This window comes from Streptomyces sp. NPDC090445 (assembly GCF_044769385.1).
In the GTDB taxonomy this organism is placed as follows: Bacteria; Actinomycetota; Actinomycetes; order Streptomycetales; family Streptomycetaceae; genus Streptomyces.
This window is the reverse complement of record NZ_JBIVXV010000013.1, coordinates 134,146-152,148: the sequence shown is the minus strand read 5'-3', so window position 1 is coordinate 152,148 and position 18,003 is coordinate 134,146. Positions and strand designations below refer to the sequence as shown.

14 protein-coding genes and 3 pseudogenes are annotated in these 18,003 nt (G+C 72.5%); 8 read left to right on the top strand and 9 right to left on the bottom strand.

Annotated elements, in window-relative coordinates; all coding sequences use genetic code 11:
* Positions 1-121 precede the first annotated feature (121 nt).
* The 3 genes and pseudogenes from ACIQUT_RS23940 to ACIQUT_RS23930 all read left to right on the top strand — a co-directional run.
* Positions 122-379 carry a hypothetical protein gene (locus ACIQUT_RS23940; protein ID WP_403565475.1) on the top strand — a complete coding sequence of 86 codons (258 nt, stop codon included), beginning with the start codon at positions 122-124 and terminating at the stop codon, positions 377-379.
* Between the two features lie 251 nt (positions 380-630).
* On the top strand, positions 631-3,324 hold the full coding sequence (locus ACIQUT_RS23935) for an NACHT domain-containing protein (RefSeq protein ID WP_403565473.1): 2,694 nt from the start codon (positions 631-633) through the stop codon (positions 3,322-3,324).
* A 126-nt stretch (positions 3,325-3,450) separates the two neighbouring features.
* Positions 3,451-3,644, top strand: a pseudogene (locus ACIQUT_RS23930) (transposase); the annotation flags it as partial.
* 236 nt (positions 3,645-3,880) lie between these two features.
* Here the strand turns inward: ACIQUT_RS23930 and ACIQUT_RS23925 are convergent.
* A complete protein-coding gene (locus ACIQUT_RS23925) occupies positions 3,881-4,201 on the bottom strand; it encodes a hypothetical protein (protein ID WP_403565471.1) in 321 nt (106 codons plus the stop codon).
* Between the two features lie 173 nt (positions 4,202-4,374).
* Between ACIQUT_RS23925 and ACIQUT_RS23920 the strand changes: the two genes are divergently transcribed.
* Positions 4,375-4,872 carry a GNAT family N-acetyltransferase gene (locus ACIQUT_RS23920; RefSeq protein ID WP_403565470.1) on the top strand — a complete coding sequence of 166 codons (498 nt, stop codon included), beginning with the start codon at positions 4,375-4,377 and terminating at the stop codon, positions 4,870-4,872.
* Positions 4,873-5,217: 345 nt separating this feature from the next.
* The gene (locus ACIQUT_RS23915) at positions 5,218-6,045 is read left to right on the top strand and encodes a nucleoside-diphosphate kinase (protein ID WP_403565468.1); all 828 of its coding nucleotides are present in this window, start codon (positions 5,218-5,220) and stop codon (positions 6,043-6,045) included.
* A gap of 143 nt (positions 6,046-6,188) precedes the next feature.
* Here the strand turns inward: ACIQUT_RS23915 and leuE are convergent, their stop codons facing one another.
* Positions 6,189-6,809 carry a leucine efflux protein LeuE gene (gene leuE, locus ACIQUT_RS23910; protein WP_403565543.1) on the bottom strand — a complete coding sequence of 207 codons (621 nt, stop codon included), beginning with the start codon at positions 6,807-6,809 and terminating at the stop codon, positions 6,189-6,191.
* Between the two features lie 358 nt (positions 6,810-7,167).
* On the bottom strand, positions 7,168-9,978 hold the full coding sequence (locus ACIQUT_RS23905) for an AAA family ATPase (protein WP_403565466.1): 2,811 nt from the start codon (positions 9,976-9,978) through the stop codon (positions 7,168-7,170).
* 198 nt (positions 9,979-10,176) lie between these two features.
* On the opposite strand from ACIQUT_RS23905, the gene ACIQUT_RS23900 reads away from it, so the two are divergent.
* The 3 genes from ACIQUT_RS23900 (at position 10,177) to ACIQUT_RS23890 (ending at position 12,229) form a co-directional block, all read left to right on the top strand.
* The gene (locus ACIQUT_RS23900; protein ID WP_403565465.1) at positions 10,177-11,097 is read left to right on the top strand and encodes a hypothetical protein; all 921 of its coding nucleotides are present in this window, start codon (positions 10,177-10,179) and stop codon (positions 11,095-11,097) included.
* 164 nt (positions 11,098-11,261) lie between these two features.
* On the top strand, positions 11,262-11,567 hold the full coding sequence (locus ACIQUT_RS23895; RefSeq protein ID WP_403565463.1) for a hypothetical protein: 306 nt from the start codon (positions 11,262-11,264) through the stop codon (positions 11,565-11,567).
* A gap of 101 nt (positions 11,568-11,668) precedes the next feature.
* Entirely contained in the window at positions 11,669-12,229 is a 561-nt protein-coding gene (locus tag ACIQUT_RS23890; RefSeq protein WP_403565462.1) for a hypothetical protein, read from the top strand.
* Between the two features lie 11 nt (positions 12,230-12,240).
* On the opposite strand, the gene ACIQUT_RS23885 is transcribed toward ACIQUT_RS23890, so the two are convergent.
* The 6 genes and pseudogenes from ACIQUT_RS23885 to ACIQUT_RS23860 form a co-directional block, all read right to left on the bottom strand.
* Entirely contained in the window at positions 12,241-12,819 is a 579-nt protein-coding gene (locus ACIQUT_RS23885; RefSeq protein ID WP_403565460.1) for a GNAT family N-acetyltransferase, read from the bottom strand.
* A gap of 370 nt (positions 12,820-13,189) precedes the next feature.
* Positions 13,190-14,995 carry a hypothetical protein gene (locus ACIQUT_RS23880; RefSeq protein ID WP_403565458.1) on the bottom strand — a complete coding sequence of 602 codons (1,806 nt, stop codon included), beginning with the start codon at positions 14,993-14,995 and terminating at the stop codon, positions 13,190-13,192.
* A gap of 138 nt (positions 14,996-15,133) precedes the next feature.
* A pseudogene (locus ACIQUT_RS23875) lies at positions 15,134-15,229 on the bottom strand (hypothetical protein); the annotation flags it as partial.
* Between the two features lie 796 nt (positions 15,230-16,025).
* Positions 16,026-16,301 (bottom strand): annotated as a pseudogene (locus ACIQUT_RS23870) (PEP/pyruvate-binding domain-containing protein); the annotation flags it as partial.
* Positions 16,302-16,613: 312 nt separating this feature from the next.
* Entirely contained in the window at positions 16,614-16,928 is a 315-nt protein-coding gene (locus tag ACIQUT_RS23865; protein ID WP_403565457.1) for a hypothetical protein, read from the bottom strand.
* A gap of 248 nt (positions 16,929-17,176) precedes the next feature.
* Complete coding sequence (locus ACIQUT_RS23860) at positions 17,177-17,845, bottom strand: hypothetical protein (protein WP_403565456.1); 669 nt, start codon at positions 17,843-17,845, stop codon at positions 17,177-17,179.
* Positions 17,846-18,003: the final 158 nt, after the last annotated feature.

Sequence of the window (18,003 nt, the reverse complement as noted above, 5' to 3'; positions counted from 1 at the left end):
GCCCACTCTGAGTAGTTAAGCATTCATCCAGCTTCGCCTGGCCTGGAACGGGAGGCGATGCGGAGGCCCCTCCGCGAGCAGTACGTCAGGGCACGGGCAGGGCACGGGCGAAGGCGGCCCGGTGAGTGGTGGAGGGCATCAGGCGCCTGCGCTGGAGGACCTCCCCGAGTCAGAGCGGGAGGAGGCCGCCCGGGCCCTCCGCGACCTGCTCGACGCGCACACCCGGGCGGGCGGCGCCCCGGAGGTGACCGCTCCGGGCGGTGGACAGGCCGTCGGCGGCAACGTGGACGTCCGGGCCGACCACGGCTCCGCGGCGGCGTTGCGGATGGGTGACGTCACCGTGGGAACCCCTCCGGCGCCGGGTCCGCAGCAGGGCTGAGCGGGCTCGGCGGTGGTCAGGCCCCGCACATCACGGCGGACACCGTCGTCACCGCCTCCGGTGGCGGGTTCGCCGTCGGGCGCGCCGACAGCGTCACGTACTACGCGCCGGCGGCACCCCCGCCCGAGGGCTCCCGGGGCGACGGCGACGCCGCCCCGGACCACCGGCTCGACGCGTACCTGCGTGCCGTCCGGTACGCCGCCGGCCAGCACCCGTACGGCACGCTCGCCATCGAACTCGACGGGCCGCCGTTGCCCGACGTCTACGTGCCGCGGCAGGTCGAAGCCGGTTCCGGGCGCTCGCCGGTCGACTCCGGGCGCCTCTTCACCTCGGACGGCAGCCGCCTGCGGGTGCTCCTGGCCGGCCCGGGCCACGGGAAGTCGACCCTGCTCCGGCATCACCTCGCCGCCGCCTGCCGGCCGCAGCCCTCGACCGGCCCGGATGCGGATGCCGGTGGGGGCGTCGGCCGGGGATTGGTGCCGGTGCTGGTGCACGCCGCCGAACTGGTCGTCGCCGTACCGGTGCTGGCCGCCGCCCTGGGCACGGCCGTCACCGAGGCCCTCGGCCCCTTCGGGCTGTCCGAAACGCTGACCGAGGAGTTCTTCCGGCGACGCCCGCGTCCCGGCACGGCGTGGCTGGTGATGGTCGACGGCCTCGACGAGGTCCCCGACCGCACCACCCGCCTGTCGCTGCTGCACCGGCTCTCACGCGAGGCCGGGCAGAAGGACTCGGCGTACCGGTTCCTCATCTCGAGCCGCCCCCTGCCCGGTGGCGAACTCGAAGGACTGGGCCGGACCGCCGACCGCTTCACCCTGCTGCCGTTCAGCGAAACCGACCTGCGCACCTACGTGGAGAAGCGTTTCAGCGGTCTGCCGGACCCCGCACACCACGTCCGCGCCTTCACGAACGGCATCCTGCGCACCCGCCTCGACGACCTGGCCCGCATTCCCCTGATGGCGGCCATGCTGTGCCACCTGTACGCGGCCGACGCCGACCAGCCGCTCCCCGAGGGCCGGGCCGGGATCTTCCGGTCCTTCGTCGAGCTGATCTACGAACAGAACGTCCACAAACGCGTCGCCTCCCTCCACGACGAGACCATCCGCGCCCTGGCCGGCCGGTACCAGATCCCGGAGGACCGCCGGACGGTCGCAGCGGCCGCGGAGCGGGTCCGTGAGGACCTGCCCCGTCTCATCGACCACCTGGCGTACGAGAGGATCGGCGGCAACCGGGAACCGGTCACCGGCATCCTCGCCGCGCACCCCGGCGCCGTACGCCCGGAGAAAGTGAAACCGGCGCTGTGGCACGCGCTGCTGGCCGATCTGCTGCGTGCCACGGGGCTGTTGGCCGGCCGGGGCAGCGACGTCGACTTCGTGCACCGCACCCTCCTCGAGTACCACGCCGCACGTCACGCCACCCGCGGCGAGGGCGCCCGCGTCGAACTGCTGCGCAGACTGTTCGGCGCCCGGCGGCTGCGCGACCGGCTCGCCCTGGCCGCCCGGCGCTCCCCCGCCGCCGCACCCCTGGACCCCCTCGACCTGGAACCGTCCTACCTGGGCTTCCTCATCGACGCGCTGGTGGTCCCCGGCGACTCGATCACCGCCGCCACCCTGCGCGCCCTGGAGGGCCTCGTCGCACCGCCCGGAATCGCCGGGTACCACCTCCTGAACGCGCTGCTCCAGCTCGGCAGCAGCCTGCCGCGGCAGACCACCGCCCGCTGGCTGACCGCCTTCGCCCTGGGGCCCGCCCTGCGGTCCCGCTGCCGGGTGGAGGCCGCGTGGACCCTCGCCGAACTGGACGGGCACCGGGAGGACGGCGCCCGGTTGCTGGCCCGCCTCGCCGCCGACCGCGCCCTGGAACCGTTCGACCGCGGCTGGGCCGCCGAAGTCCTGGCCGGGCTGGACGGGCACCGCGAGACCGGCGCCGTACTCCTCGCCGGGCTCGCCCTGGAGCCCGCGACGGACCCGAAGTGCCGCATCATCGCCGCCCGGGACCTGTCCCGGCTCGACGGGCACGAGGACGACGGGGCCCTCCTGCTCACGGAGTTCGCCACAGGGGCGGAGACGGACGACGACCTCCGCCGCGAGGCCGCGCACTGGCTGGCCGAACTCGAAGGGCACCGGGAGACCGGGGCCCGGGTGCTCCTCGACATCGCCCGGGACGGCGACGTCACCGCCGCCGCACACCTCGCCGCGATGGGCGGACGGCCCGGCGAGGACGGCACCGGCCTGCTCACCGCATTCGCCGGCGACCCGTTCACCCCGCACTACGACCGTGCCCGCGCCGCCCGGGCGTTGAGCGAGGTGGACGGCTTCCGGCCCCGGGCCATCGCCCTGCTGACCGCGTTCGCCCACGATTCGGTACCCGGCCGGGACCCCTACATGGCCGCCGTGCAGGAACTCGCCCGGCTGGACCCGGAACTCGCCGCCGAACTGGCCCTGCCCGTCGCCGTCGGTGACGTCGGCCACCCGATCCACCGTGGGACCGCCCTGTACGTGCTGGCGTGCTCCCCGAAGCATCACGAGGAGGCCGCCCCGCTGCCGGCCGCGCATGTGGCGGACCCCGGGGCGGAAACCGCCGACCGCGTGCGCTCCGCCGAGCTGCTGGCCTCGCTGAGCGGGCACCGGGAGGAGGGCGTCGGGCTGCTCACCGGGATCGCCCGCAACACCGCCGTCGACGCCTGGGACCGGGTCGACGCGGCCGCGGCGCTGGCAGCGCTCGGTGAGGAGGACGCGGCCGCACTCCTCACCGCGTTCGCCGAGGACCCGGCGGTGCCGTCGGACCAGCAGATCCGTGCCGCCCGCGGCCTGGCGGTGCTCGACGGGCACCGCGCGGCAGGCATCAGGCTCCTCGCCGGCTTCGCCGACGACACCGCGTACGAGGAACGGCACCGGCGGAACGCCGCGACCTCCCTGATCCTCCTCGGCATCTACCGGATCCGGCACTGACCGCCACGGCATCCCCCGGCCGAAGTCCTGGCGCCCGCGGCATCGTCCGAGCGGCGCGCGGCGCGGTTCGCGGCGCGGTGGGCGGGTCCAGTGCATCGTCGGTGCTCGCACCGGATGCCGGGACTCAACTGCCGGGCCGGAGTCTCGCTGCACTCGGCCTCCGACCACACCTCAGCAGCCGTCGACTGGCGCCTGTTCCTGCCCAAGAGTGGGGACCCTGCCTTCCCGGAAGCCGATCCCGCCGAGGTCGCCCGCCGCACGCGTGCGGTATCCCGCCGGAGACGGGCCATGTCGAGACGTGGCAGCTCGCGCTCGACATGGCCGGGCCGCGGTGCTTTCGGAGGGGCCTGAGCCGGTGATCCCCATCCGGAGGGGCCGGGGCTGGTGCGGTCGTCACCGGCACCCTGACCGTGACGCCCGGCCAGACGTTGCAGGTCAACGTCGGCGGCACCGCAGTATGCCGTCGTCATGACGGATCCTCGGCCGTAACGCGCCGCGATCCGAACGCGTGATCGTATATGTGGCCGAGCGGGGCGGCAGGAGCCGGGCAGCGGGATCAGAGCCCGTCGCCCCACCCGAAGGTCGCCTTGTAGGCGAGCTGCAGTGCGTGTCGGCCTCGGTCCCCGTCGACGCGGAGCCAGGCGAGGGCGATGCCGAACCAGAGCAGGAAGACTCCCCCGACGATCCCGAGCGCGACGACTTTGCCGGTCCAGCCGAGGACGACCAGGGCAACGGTCACGATGGCCGCACCGATGTGGGCACCCCAGAAGTCCTGGACGGGCGCCGCGTTGCGCACGGCCCGTCGCTCGGCCCGCTCGGCCGCCAGCCGCTCGTCCCGGACGGCCTGGGGCTCGTTCTCGTCGAAGTCGAATTGCACGGTTCCCCCCTGCGAGCGGTGCCGGTCGGTGTCGTCGGCGGCCGGGGCGTTGTGCGGCCGCGGGACACGGCTTGCGCCCCGCGTCCACGTACGAAGAGCTCCGCCGCCCCGCGAGGGTTGCCTGCCGCCCGACCCCCGGGACGGTTCGGGGCTCCGCCCGCTACGCTCAACGGATGATCGAAGTTCGTCGCGCGGTCCCGCAGGACGGGGACGCCCTCGGTGAGATCCACGCCGCTGCCTGGGAAGCGGCCTACGCTCCCTTCTTCGCGCCCGAGTTCGCCGCCGACGGCGTACGCGACAGGCGCGGTCGCTGGCACGCACGCATCACGGACGGCCCGGAAACGATCCTGCTCGCCGCCCTCGACGGCCGCCCCCTCGCCATGTCCTACGCCGTTCCGTCCGCGAGCCGGCCCGGCCTCGCGGAGATCTACAGCTTCTACGGCCACCCGGACGGCTGGGGCAGCGGCGTGGCCGCCGCCCTGATGGCCGAGACGCTGCGCCACCTGCGGAACGCCGGCTTCCCCCAGGTCCACCTCTGGACGCTCCGCGACACCCTCCGGTCCCGCCGCTTCTATGCCAAGTGCGGCTTCTCCGAATCGGGTCGTGAACGCGCCCTCGACTTCGGCGACGGCAACCCGCTCGCCCAACTCGAATACGAGCGTCCCTGCTGAAGGCCTGTGCCGACCAGCGCGACGACCGTCGGCCTGCCGAGGCAGCAATACGGTGGACGGCCCTCCCCATACTTCCAGCATGATGTTCAGGTCTTCTCGATTGCAGGCGCAGGCTTACCCGGGCATGCCCCATCAGGACACTCTCCCCGCCAAGGCTTCCTCCGGCATCATGAGGTGGGGCTGGCATCAGGAGAAGCCGGGGCGTCATGAGTCGGGCCAGACGATGGGCACTTACAAGCGGGGTGCTTTGCTTGGTGACCTGGGTAGCCGTCGCATTTCCGCCCGCCGGGCATGCGGGTAGAGTCGACGACTGTGCTGCGCTCCCTCCCCGTACAGGAGTCATGCTTGCCCGAGCCGGACCGCCTCGCTCTCCTCATCGTCAAACCGGACGGCGTGGCCCAGCACCTGACCCGACTCATCTCTTCGTGGATGCGGGACCACGGCTACTGGCTGTGCGGGTTCCGTGAGCTGATCCTCAGCCCGGAGCACCAGAGCCTCCTGCGCACGAACAGCCAGACCGGCGGCCCCATCGACGGAGAACTGGACGCGGTCATATACACCCTGGGCCCCGTCCATGCCCTGCTGCTGGAGCAGAAGAACGACAGGCCCCCGGGCAAACAGACGGCCGCAGCCGAACTGGCGGAGCGGCTCATGGGGGACGTCCTGCCCCACCGGGCGCGGCCCGGCACACTGCGCAGGGACTTCGGAGCGCTGAACCCCGTCTTCAACCTCGTCCACGCCACGGACAACACCGACACCCTCGACCGGGACACGCGAGGCCTCTTCGACCGACCCCTCGCCGAGCTACTGCGGCCGGGCGCCGACACGACATTCGGAATCGCGCAAACCCCGCACCTCCTGCGCCCGTTCAAACTGTGGAGCACCGTGGCAGAAGTCCTGACGGCCTGGCTGGGACCAGAGGCGGTACGCCCCATCGACTGGCCCGCCGACTCCCACGGTCCCTCCCGCCCTGCAGTCGGCGCCGCCCTGATGGCCTGCACACGTGCAGCCCAGCGCGCCGGCGGCGAGACCGGCGCGCTGCTCGCCGGCGTGCTGGACGGGAGCACCTCCTACTCCCACTTCACCCGCCTGGTCCCCGACACCGACCCATGGCCCGGCTACCTCACCTACACCACACTGCGCCACCTGGCTCTGAGCGCCGACACCCCATAAGGCGCCGGCGGCAGGCGCCCCGAGGGGGTGCGGCTCCGGCGCCGGCGTTCGCCACGGATCTCTCGGCACTCGTATGGGAGGTCTGTCGGTGTGAGGCCACCTCACCCGTGCGGTCCATGGCGTGAGGGACGTCCCAGCCACGCTCAGTTGCTTGTCGTGGCCAGCTTCGCCGCGAAACCGAGGAACAGGGCTCCCGCCCCCGTCGTCAGGCCCGCCGACAGCTTCCGGCGGCGGCGGAACTGCGTGGCGAGATAGGTGCCGCCGAGGATCAGCGCGGTCACGTACGCAACGCTGATGAATTGGTAGACCAGTGCGAGCAGGGCGAAGGACAGCTCCGGGTGGGCGTAGTCAGGGTCGACGAACTGCACGAAGAACGAGATGAAGAACAGAATTGCCTTCGGGTTCAGGATGGTGATCACCAGCGAGCGCCGGGACAACCGCCCGCCCGTCGACGGCTCCGGGGCCGCCGCGTCCTCCGCGTCCTCCGCGCTCTTCTCGTCGCGGTGTCGCCACATCGCCCATGCTGCCCGGATCATGCTCACGGCGATCCAGGTCAGATACCCGGCCCCGGCGTACTTCACGATGGCGAACAGCAGCTCGTTGTTCTGGAGCAGCGAGGCGAGTCCTGCCGCCGTCGCCATCATGAGCAGGGTCTCGCCCAGGAACACCCCTGCCGCGGCGCGATATCCGGCTTTGACCCCGAGCCGTGCGGCGACCGACAGCGTGAACAGGGAGCTCGGCCCCGGCAGCAGAATGATCAGCAGAGCGCCCGGCGGCCAGGCAGCTGTCGATCTCGGCGCTGCTCTTGAAGAAGTTCGGCCGCTCGTAGTCGACCAGCAGATCCCATACTGGGCTGTTCGGCAACGGAATAAAGCGCGAGAGCAGCATGCGGATGGCTTCGGGATTGGTTTCGCCGGTCGTCTTGTTCTTCCGCTGTGCCGTGAGCATTTCGGGGTCGGCGGGGTCCCGGCTGTTCTCGCAGCCGCGTGCGTTGTTCGCCGTCACGGCCGCGCCCGGTGGCCGTGGCGGGCTGGACGTTCCCGAGGTGCGGGTAGCAGGCGTGGTTCGGGCGTTCCTGTTCGCCGTGGGGTTGGGGGCGTTCGCGAGCAGTACCTTCGTATGTCATTCCCTTGCCTGGTACGGGGAGGGCCAGTGCGCTGTCATTTCGGTGCGGTTGGCGTAGCCGAGTTTGGCGAGGATGTTGCGGACGTGGCTTTCCACTGTGCGTTCGGAAATGACCAGGTCGTCGGCGATCTGCCGGTTCGTGTGGGCCCGGGCCACGAGCCGGGCGATCTGGCGTTCGCGCGGGGTGAGCGGGTCGGAGTCGTCTCGCCGGGCGGTGACTTCGCCGATGAGGCGTGCCGCAGCGGCGGACGGGCCGGGCAGGTCGAGCCGGTCGGCCATCGCCAGTGCCTCCCGGGCGAGGGCCGCCGCGGCCTGGAGGTCGCCCTTGTCGCGTGCGACGGCGGCGAGGTCCAGGCAGGTCAGTGCCACATACGGCCTCGCGCCGAGGGCCCGATTGCGGATCAGCGCCTCGCGGAACAGTTCCTCGGCCTGTTCCGGCCGGCCCGCGGTCCGGGCGAGACGGCCGAGGTCGCGGCTGACCGTGCCGGAGAAGTACGCCGTGGACGTGCCGAGGGCTCCCGGGTACGGCCGGAACAGTGTGAGCTGGTCGTACACCAGCCGCGCGGCCCCGGCGTCGCCCGCCAGCTCGATCAGGTCGACCAGATTCAGCAGTACTGCGGGCCACGGCGGGTTCGTCATCGGGATCGGAAGCAGCGGGCGCAGCCGGTGGTAGGCGTCCCGCGCCTCGTCCGGCCGCCCGGCGAGGAACAGTGCTCGTGCTCGCAGGGACAGGATCAGCGGGTTCCTCGGCGCACGGTCGAGGTCGCGCCACATCTCCTCGCGCAGTTCCGCGGCGTCGCCGCGCACCAGGGCCAGCTGCTGGTGCAGTACGTAGCCCATGGCGATGGCGTACTGGTCTCCGCCGGCCAGAGCGAGTTCGGTGGCGTCCTCGTTGTGGCGGCGGGCGTCGGTGAACCGTCCTTCCTGCGCGGCCCGGGCCGCGCTGACGCGCAGCAGGTGCCAGCGGATCAGCGGTCTCGGGGAGCGGGCCACGAGCGCTTCGATGCCGCGGATCGCATCGTCCACCACGTCCGTCCGCCCGAGCAGGTATCCGGACTGGACGCGCCACTGGTGGCCGAGGACGGCGGCGAGCGGGTCGCCGAGTCGTTCCGCGCGGGTGACGGCCAGCTCTCCCAGGCGCAGGCGTTCGGCGGTGTCGTCGGGATGGGCCAGGGTCATCTCCACCGCCCGGGCGGCGTCGAGTTCGGCCCGCACGTCGCCGGTGGTTCCGGCCAGATCGAGGGCGGCGCGGGCGAGTTCGGCCGCCTCCTCGGGTGAGCCGAGATCGGCCGAGGCGGTGGCGAGCTGGGCGATCAGCCGGGCACGCATCGCGTCCTGCAGGCCGTCGACGGCCAGTGCCGCTCGGCACAGCCGGGTGATGGCCTGTGAGGCACGGGGGAACGTGACGCCCTGCAACACCAGGGCGACCTCGGCGAGCAGGGCCGGTCGGCCGCCGGCGATCGCTGCGTCCGACGCCTCGTCGCAGTGGCGCAGGCTGGCGTCGTAGCGCCCGGCGAGGTACTCGGCGCGGGCCAGGTCGATGAGCGCCGACACACGCTCCGGGTCGGCCGCGTCGAGGACGCCGGCGGCGTCCGCCAGGTGTCGGGCGGCGTCCGCATGGGCGTGCCGTTCGCGGGCCAGATCCGCGGCGGTCCGCGACCAGCGTGCGGCGGCGGCACGGTGAGCGGGAGCCGTGCCGGAGCGTCGCCAGTGTGCCGCGATACGGGCTGCGTCGGCGGGGTTGCCGGCCTGCTCCAGTGCCCGTGCGGCGGCCCGGTGCAGCGCACGGGAGGTGGCCGGGGTGGTCCGGCCGAGCACCTCGTCGCGTACGAGGTCGTGGCTGAAGCGATACGTGCGTCCGGCTCGGGGGTCCTCTGCCGCGGTGAGCACCCCGGCATGCCAGGCGGCTTCCAGCGCCCGGGCGACGCTGGTCTCGCCCGACTCCGGCAGGACCGCGGCGAGCTGGTCGGTGTCCAGGTGTTCGCCGAGCACTGCCGCGGCCCGTACGACGTCGCGCTGCTCGGCGGTGAGCCCGGCCAGCAGGCCGCTGACGACGGTGCCGAGGCCGCCTGGGTGCGTGCGCAGTGCCGTGACCAGCAGGGGCAGTCCGCCCGTGCGCCGGTAGGACTCGGCCGCGTCGGCCTCACCGACGCACCGGGCGACTTCATCCCGGGTGAAGGGCGCCAGGCGCAGTGTGGCGGCACCGTAGCGGCCCAGGTCCGCGAGGGCTCCGGCGGTTTCCTCGGGCACCGGTTCCCGGAACGTGCCGAGGACGAACAGGCCGCAGTCGGCGACCCGGCCGGCCAGGTGCCGCAGCAGGTCGAGGCTGGCGGTGTCGGCCCAGTGCAGATCCTCCAGCAGAACGACGAGTGTGCGTTCGGTGGCGGCCGCGGCCAGAGCCTCACTCATCCGGGCCAGCTCCAGAAACCGCGCCGCCGCTGCGTCGGCCGGCTTCGCCGTACTCCACGGCACCCGCTCGACCGCGGTCGACGCCCCCGCAGGCTCGGCCGTCCGGTGTCCGGGGGCCCCGGGGCCTCCAGGGACTCCGGGGGCGGCTTCGGCAAGGAGCAAGGCACGCTGCCAGGGCCACAGCGGCGGTGCCACCGCGTCCCTGGGGCAGTGGCCCCGTACGACGGTGACGCGCTCGGGGTCGGCGTGGCGGCGCAGCGCCTCGACCGCGAGCGTGCTCTTGCCGGCACCCGCCGCCCCCGCGAGCAGCACCACGGATCCGGAGGCCCGCGCCGCCTCTTCGAGGCGCTGGGCGAGAATCGCCAATTCGGCTTCCCTGCCGACGAATTCGCTTTCCACTCCGGGAGTATCCCGCAGCCGCACTCGACGAGGACCCGGTTGCGGCACCGGCACCGGCTGCGTACCACGGTTCAGTGCCAGTACTGATGTCCCGGGCGACCTGCGCAGACCACTGTTGTCGACACCCACCCGGAGGCGGCTCGTGATCCCACCCGCCCCGACCGGACACACCATTGCGACGCCCAAGGAGACAACACGATGCGAGCACACCGGGCCGCCGCCGTCACGGCCGCCGCTTCGGCCGCCGCCGGCCACGGCGACAGGTCCAAGGACGGTCCCGCTCCGAACGAGCTCGATCCTCCCTCATTGCGCTCCGGAAGCCCGAGGCCCGTCGCCCCGCAGCCGTCCTCCGTACGCGGGGCACGCGGATCGCTGGGGACAGCCACGGGGAGGCGGCGGGCGTGGGCGGTGGCGGTGGCGGTCGTCGTCGCACTGACCGGCGTGTCGTGCACGCAGCCGAACCCCGGGTCGGACCACGGCAGCACGGAGCAGGAGCAGGAGCAGGAGCCCAACGCGGCGCCCTCCGACTCGAAGCCCTCGGCCGGGACCGGCGAGAGTGACGGCACCACCAGCAGCAAGAAACCCGCCTGCCCCACCCCCGGGCCCCTCACCAGGTCCCAGCTCCCCGGCTTCCCGCCGGCGGACGAAGTCAGCAGGATCAATCAGAATCCCTGCGTGCCCCTCGCCAGGCTGGCCGACCAGATCCTCGGCTTCGTCCCCAAGAGCGGCAACCCGAGGTACACGAGCTTCCGCAACGGGCTCGGCCAGTTCGTCGGCAAGCTGGACGCGGCCAACGACGTCGCAAAGTGCGCCTACGAGACCGACCGCCTGGCCGTCGGGGTGTACCAGCACAAGAGCACGCCGTGGTCGATCGGCATGGTGGCGGTCGTCCGCAAGGACCTCAAGGGGATCGTCGACGTCGGGGCCTGCTGGCTGCCCAAGCGGCTGCCGTTCCCGCCGCCGACCCAGGGCATCGCACCCGACGAGATCAAACCGGACTACTGCGCCGACGCCGTGACCAGGAAGAGCAACGGCCACACCTTCACGATCATGTGGATCGGCTCCTCCAACGTGATGTGCGGCAGCCTCGACCGCATCTACAGGAAAGCGCCGTCCTGATACTCCGGCGGCTCCGGCCGCCCGATCAAATCCGCAGGTCAAACAACAAGCCGGAATATTAGGGGGTGGAACAGGGGTCGAAATGTGTAGTCCGCGGGTTGGCGAGCGGGAAGCATGAGTGGTCTGCATTTGACGAATCTGTCCGATAGACAAAGGAGTTGATGATGCGACACCGCATTCCGGCCGCCATGGCCCTTGGGGCTGCCCTCGCGATCGCGCCCATGGCGACCGTCTCCGCCTCCGCCGCCACCGCCCCGACCACCGTCACCGCCGATCAGTGCTTCAAGAACGGCGGCTTCTTCGGCGGCTACAACAGCGACGCCAAGGCGTTCTGCACGCGCGGCGTATACGACGGCATCCCGTTCGACAAGGACCCGAACCAGGGCTGGTGCCCGGATGGCCAGCACATCGTCTTCCGCTACCTGCAGGGCCTGTTCTGCGTGCCCAACGTGCCCACCGCCAAGGGCTGACCCGCAGCGAGCGCGGGATTCCGTGAACTGACAGCCCCGCAGCGGCCTCGCCGGCCGCTGCGGGGCTCCATGCCGTTCCCGTTAAGGTTCGGCCGTACGAAATGATCACGCTGGAGGAGATCAACGGGGTGTCTGACCTGGACTTCTACGCTCATGTCGCAACACGCTGCGACGTCCTCGGGGCCGGCATCGGATCCCGCCCCGCCGTATGGGAGGCCGCGGTGGGGCCCGACTACCTCGACGATCCCGGCGACGGGCTGCTGCGCCGGGACTACGGGCTGGTGGAGCTCTCCTTCTCGGATGTCGAGGGGTCCCCGTCCTGCTTCGGGATCAGTGTGCAGGTCCACAGGTTGGTCCACGGCCCCTGCGTACCGGCGGCCCTGGAGCGGGAATACGGGGAGTTCGCGCCCCGTCCCCGGTTCGAAGGGTTGCGGCGGGCGGTCCTGTCCCTGGGGTGCACGGTCGAGCCCGATGACCTCACGGGGAGCATCCACCGCTATCGCGTGCCCGAGTCCGGCGTGCGCATTTTCGTCTTCGCCGATCCCGACCCCCACGGGGGCGGCAGCCGTGGTGTCGACGCCTCGGAGACAGGGCGAGCCAGCAGCGTGTCCTCGTTGAGTGTGTCCCCGTCCTGGTGGGGGGCTGTGCCGGGAGGCGTCTGACGGGTCCGGTTTCAGGGGCTGTGCTCCCGTACGTGGAGGTGGCCGTCGAGGGGATACGCCGGTGGTGCCGGAGTCAGGAGCCTGGTCAGTTCGTACCCGCACTTCTGCGCGACACGGCATGACGCCAGGTTGTCGACCTGGTGGAGGAGTTCCAGGCGGGTCAAGCCGTCGTCGGCGAAGGAAGTGAAGGCCCAGTCGGTCAAGGCCTGCACTGCGCGCGGCGCCACTCCCCGGCCGCGCGCATGTGCCGCGGTCCAGTAGCCGACCTCGGCGGACCCGGTGTCAGGGGCGGCGGCTTTGAGGACCACGTTCCCCAACGGCCGCCGTCCCTCAGGCCCACCGGCTCGCGGCTCCACGACGGCGAACGCGAAGCGATCACCGGCTTCCCAGCCGCGCTGCTGGTCCTGAACCCACCTGGCCGCGCTCTCCTCGTCGTCCACGTCTTCACTCGTCCAGCGGCGCAGGGCCTCGTCCCGGTACACATCGACCAGGCCGGCGGCGTCCGCCAACGTCCACGGCCGCAGGAGGAGAGCAGGGGCGGACCGGGTTGCCTCCGCCTCGATCTCGATCCGTTCAGTGATCTTGTCCATCAGGCGAGGGTATGCCAGCACAACTCCTGCTGTTCCGCGCCTGGTTGCATGGGGGCATGGACGCCATGCTCACCACGTTCCATCGACGCCTTCGTCGCGATGGCGCGATGGCGCGATGGCGCGACGCCACCGGCTGCTCCAGCCGGGTGGGTGCGACGACCGGGCCGCTGCTGTCGGTGACGCCTGGCACCATCCCGTCACAGGGATCCTCGAACACTGGCAGACCTGCATCGAGTTCGCCGAAGAGGAGCCCGACTTCACCGAACCCGACGGGGACGGGAAGCCCTGGTGGCACCCGCACCCCGAGCGGAACCGTAGGTCACCCCGCCCCGCCCGGCGGCCGGCCCCGGCCAAGGCGGGCGGGGTGTGCTCAGGGCTTCGGGCCCTGCCCCCTGCGGACCAGCCGCCATGCCTCGGCGAACAGTTCGGGCAGCGTGCCCGGCGACAGCCTGATGCCCCGGACCTCGGTCCCGGCGGCGGAGAGCCGGGCGCCGGTCAGGGGCGCCTTCCAGGACTCCATCGGCGGCAGCGGCTTCTTGGCGTGCGCCCACGGGCCGGGCAGGAAGAGGGTGCGTCCGGCGCGGGCCCGGCGGTCCTCCACCGCCAGGCCGTGCGCGAGCAGCTCGGCCGCGGCCGCCTTGTGGCGGGCCGGTGTCCAGGCGTTCCAGCGCCGCACGTTGCGGTCCGACGGAACGGGGAGCGTCAGCAGCTGGAGGTGGAGGGCGGCGGCGTCCTCGGACAGGCCGAGGGTCTCCGCGACGTCGGCGACCAGGTCGGGGGCGCAGGCGCGCGGGTCGGACTCGTAGCGGCCTGCGGGCAGGTCGTCGGCGGTGATGCGGGCCATGATGCGGTCGCAGGTGCCGTCGGTGAGCCAGTCCCAGCGGGCGCCGCCCCGGTCGCCGTGGACCACGCCCGCGCGCAGCACCCGGGCCGGGGAGTCGCCGCCGGCCAGCACCCTGCGCAGGTGGCGGACGGCTTCCGGCGCCCCGGCGCGCACGGGGTCGCCTGCGGGGAGGTCAGCGTACGCCCACGTCAGGCCGGTGAAGAGGGCGTCCGCGAGGGTCTCGGCGTCGTAGCGGCCCATGACGTCCCACGCGGTGCGCAGGTGCCGGTGCTCGGGCGCGAAGGGCCATATGCGCAGGTAGAAGCCGGGCGGGAGGGGGGCGTTGGGCGGATCGAGGAGAAGGTGGCACAGGTGGGCCGCCGGCATCTCGGTGTCCAGTGCGACCGCGGCCTGCCAGGTGCTCCACGGCGCGGTCGGCCGGGTGCCGTGCTGCTCGGCCCAGGCGGCGGCGATGCGCTCCGCGACGCGGGCGGGGCCGCCCGGCTCCCACAGGTCGGCGGGGTCGTCGGGCAGTACGTCGGCGAGCAGGGCGAGCCGCTCGTCGTCGTTCAGCACCGCCATCTCTTCGCGTGCCGATTCGAGTTCGGCGGCCTTGAATCCGTACGTGGCACGCTCGTGCGCGTCGAGGAAGGGCACGTAGTAGCTCCCCCCGCCGCAGTTGCCGGCCAGGACGAGGGCGGCGGCGGGGCGGCTGAGGCCGGTTGCCCCGCTCAGGGCGAGCGTGGCGTCCGCGTCCGTGGCGACCGGGCCGCGCTCGCGGACGAGCTCCACGAGGCGCAGCAGCTGCTCGGGGGTGCCCCAACCGCGGTGGCAGTCGGCGGCGTAGAGCGGTTCCTCGGGGCGTGGGGCGTGCTCGGCGCCGGGGAGCAGGGCCTCGAAGTAGAGCGTCCTGCGGGCGGCCGGCAGGTGGAGGCCGAACGAGGCGCCGTGCCGGTCGCGGACGGTGAAGGAGGTGGTCCCGGCGAGGCGGCCCACGCGGAAGCGGTAGGCAGGGTCGGCGAAGGGGGTGCCTGCCCACATCTCCAGGAAGTCGAGGAGCACCGCGCGGCGCTCCGGCCTGGTCGCGGCAGAGGCGGCGCGCAGCGCGAGCGCGCCCGGGCGGCCTATGAGTTCGGTCCAGCTGCCGGCCGCGGAGGGGCGGATCTCGCGGTCGCCCGGCTCGGGCGCCCAGCTGCCCTCGATGAAGCGGCCGATGCGGGTGATGTCGGCGAAGGAATCCTCGTTCCAGCAGCCTGAGGCCCCGACAAAGCCCTGGAGGGCGGCGGACGACTGGAATCCGTTCCAGCTGCGGCGGGTGGGAGGTGCGGCTGCGACCGCCTCGGTCTCGTTCATGTGTCCGATCATGACGGACGGTACCGACAGGCGCGCCCGCCCGGTTCCCGGTTCATCCGCGGTCGAGGAGGTACGCGTCCGGGGAGGCGGCCCGAGGCGGCGGAAGTCCACCGGACCCGTGACGTCCAGGACGTCCATCCGCTCCTCTATGAGCGTGATGGTCGGCTCGAACAGGTGGTGGTAGAGCGGGTCCGGCATCAGTCCGGCGGGCGGGTGGTTGGAGGTGGTGACCAGGGTGATCCGGCGGTCCAGCAGCGTGCGGAAGAGGCGTGGGGCCGCGGTGGCCGTACGTACGGGTGTAGGTGTCGCGGTCGGTCTCGCCGCGGGCGAGCCGTTCCAGGCCGAGCAGCGGTCCCATGCTGGCGAGTTGGCCCTCGTCGCCGAGGCCGGTGGTCATCAGGTCGGCGTCCTCTTCGCCCACCAGGGACTCCAGGGTGCCGCGTACCTTGACGAGGGAGTCGCCGTCCTGGCGGGTGGCGGCCTGGAGCATGTGGCAGCAGCGGCGGAAGTACGGCGCCACCTCCGATTCCCACAGGGCCGACAGCTCCCCCGCGGTCGCCGCGGCGGCGACGCGGGCCCGCAGCTCCCCGCAGCGTTCGGGCGCCTCCTCCAGGAACGCCGGCAGCTGCTTCCCGGTCGCGCGGATGCGGCTCATCACCGCGAACGCCTCGCCGATGGTGTCCCGCCAGACCCGCAGCCTGGACGCGGGCAGCAGCGGAATGGCCATGCCCTCCGGAAGGCGCCCGAACACCAGCTCGTTGGCCCGGGCGAACTTACTGCCCTGCCCGAACGCGGCCGCGAGGGTCTCCGTGACGCTGAGGTTCATGTAGAAGCGGCCGCCGATGTTCCCGTACATCGGGCGCCCCTCCAGGCTCGCCCCGACCATGACGTCGCCCATGAAGGCCTTGACGAACGACCAGGTCGCGGGCGTCATCACATCCGGGACGGCCTCGCCCAGGTTGGCGCTCGTCCACAGGGAGTCGGTGCCGGTGCTGTCGTTCCACACCTCGGGCGTGGGCGCCGCGACCGTGGTGATCGGCCGTGCCTGGAGGATGCGGAAGGAACCCGCCTCGCGCGCCCACTCGACGTCGCGCGGCTCCCCGTACAGCTCCTCGATCGCGAGTCCGAGCCGGGCCAGTCCACCGGCCCCCGCGTCCGGATCGCCGTCCGGTCCGGAGGCGGCGGTGAGCTCGGCGCGGATGCGGCCGGCCACACCGGTCGAGGTGACGAACTCCCGGTACGCGGCGGTCGTCACATGGAACCCGCCCGGCACCGGCAGCCCGGCGCGCGCGAGCTCGGACAGAGCCGCTCCCTTGCCCCGGCCGTCTCCAGCGTCGCGGCGGCAGCGTCCAACGGCAGGACGAAGTCCATGCTCCGGTCCCCCGACTCGGCCCCCGAGAAAGGGTCATGATCGCACCAGGACCGCCCGCGCGAACAGACCTGTCCGCCGACGACGAACGGCGGGGGCGGGGGGCGGTGGGCCTGTGGACGCGTTCCTCTCTCCCCCCGCCCTACGTCGGCAGCACTCGCGCTCCGGACGTGACCTCGCGCCAGTGGCGCCGGTGCCGGCCGGTCGGCACCGGCACCGACGCCGACGCCTCCGCGCGTGGTGCCGGTGTCAGTCCGCCCGTACGGGCGCCCACAGGCTGACGCTCCACACGTCCCCGTGCCCCACGCGGTAGCCCCTCTCCTCCTCCTCGTCGTCCACGACGAGGACCGAGACACAGGACGCCTCCGCCCGGTACTCCAGGAAACCGCCCTGGTCGGTGACGGTGAACTCCGGGTCCGGAGCGACATCGGAGAGCGCCTCCCGCAGGTCCGCCCAAGCGGTGTGGGGGGTGAACCCGACGCCCGTGCTCGCGCTCCACCGTGCCGTCGGCTCGGGGCGTTGGCGAGGCGGTGCAGCTCGATCGACCCGCCGGACATCACCCACTCCTCCCCGGGGTTGAAGTAGAACTCGACGAACCCGTAGTCGCGACGCAGCGAGGCGTTGTCCTCGCCGACGACATCGACGCAGCGGTGCGGCAGGGCCCGGTCGACCTCGCCGAGTGTGGCACCGATGCCGATGCCGTGCAGGCGTCCGGTCGTGATGAAGGAGGCCAGGAATGCGATGCCGGTCACGGCTGGTTCTCCAGTCTGTCGATCAGGACCCGCCCACCGTCGCAGACTACGGTGGGCGGGTCATGCAGTCGCCGATGCCCGTAGGTAGGGGGAGAACTGCTCGGCCACCATTGACGCCACCGCGGACGCGTCGCGGGTGCCGTCGACCTCGATGACGCGGATGCCGAGGCGGCGGGCGTTCCGGGCCGCGTCCTCGGCCACCAGGCGGTCGCGAGCGATGCGGTTGGCCTGGGCGCGGGCCGGGTCCCTGACCGGGATGCCGAGAGCGCCCGCGCGCGGGACGGTGCGGATCTGGTGCTGCCGGAAGTCCTCGGTGGGGACGAGGACGACCATCCGTCGGGGCGAGTCGAGCAGCGGCGAGACCAGCTCCGGCCGCAGTCCCCAGCCCTCGGCGATCGCCGGGCGGGCGGTGAACAGTGCGCGCAGGTCGTCCAACGCCCACCCGAAACGGACCGGGAAGCCGGCCAGTGTCTCCGCGGCCATCTCCTGCGGGCTCCGGTCCGACCAGACCCGGTCGGGGGTCGGGTCAGCCACGGGCGCGCCCTGGGCGACCCGCCGCGCAATCCGGCGGTCCTGATGGCCACGAGCGTCGTGGTAGTCGTAGTGATACACCGTCAGTCCATGTCGGCGGGCGACGAGCTCCGCGACGGTGGTCTTGCCGGACCACTGCGCGCCTCCGATCCACAGCATGCGGTGCAGACTGCCGTGCGGATCCCAGATGTCTGCCATGAAAGTCCTCCCGTTGGAGTGCGGGCGCAGGCCGCCGCCCGGGAATGAGTGTCCGGGTTTGACCGCAAAAATTGCAGTCTTGTATTCGCGGGGGAGTCGACAGAGAGTAGACAGAGGGGGGCTGTCACCACGGTCGGCGCGGTCGGCGCGGTCGGCGC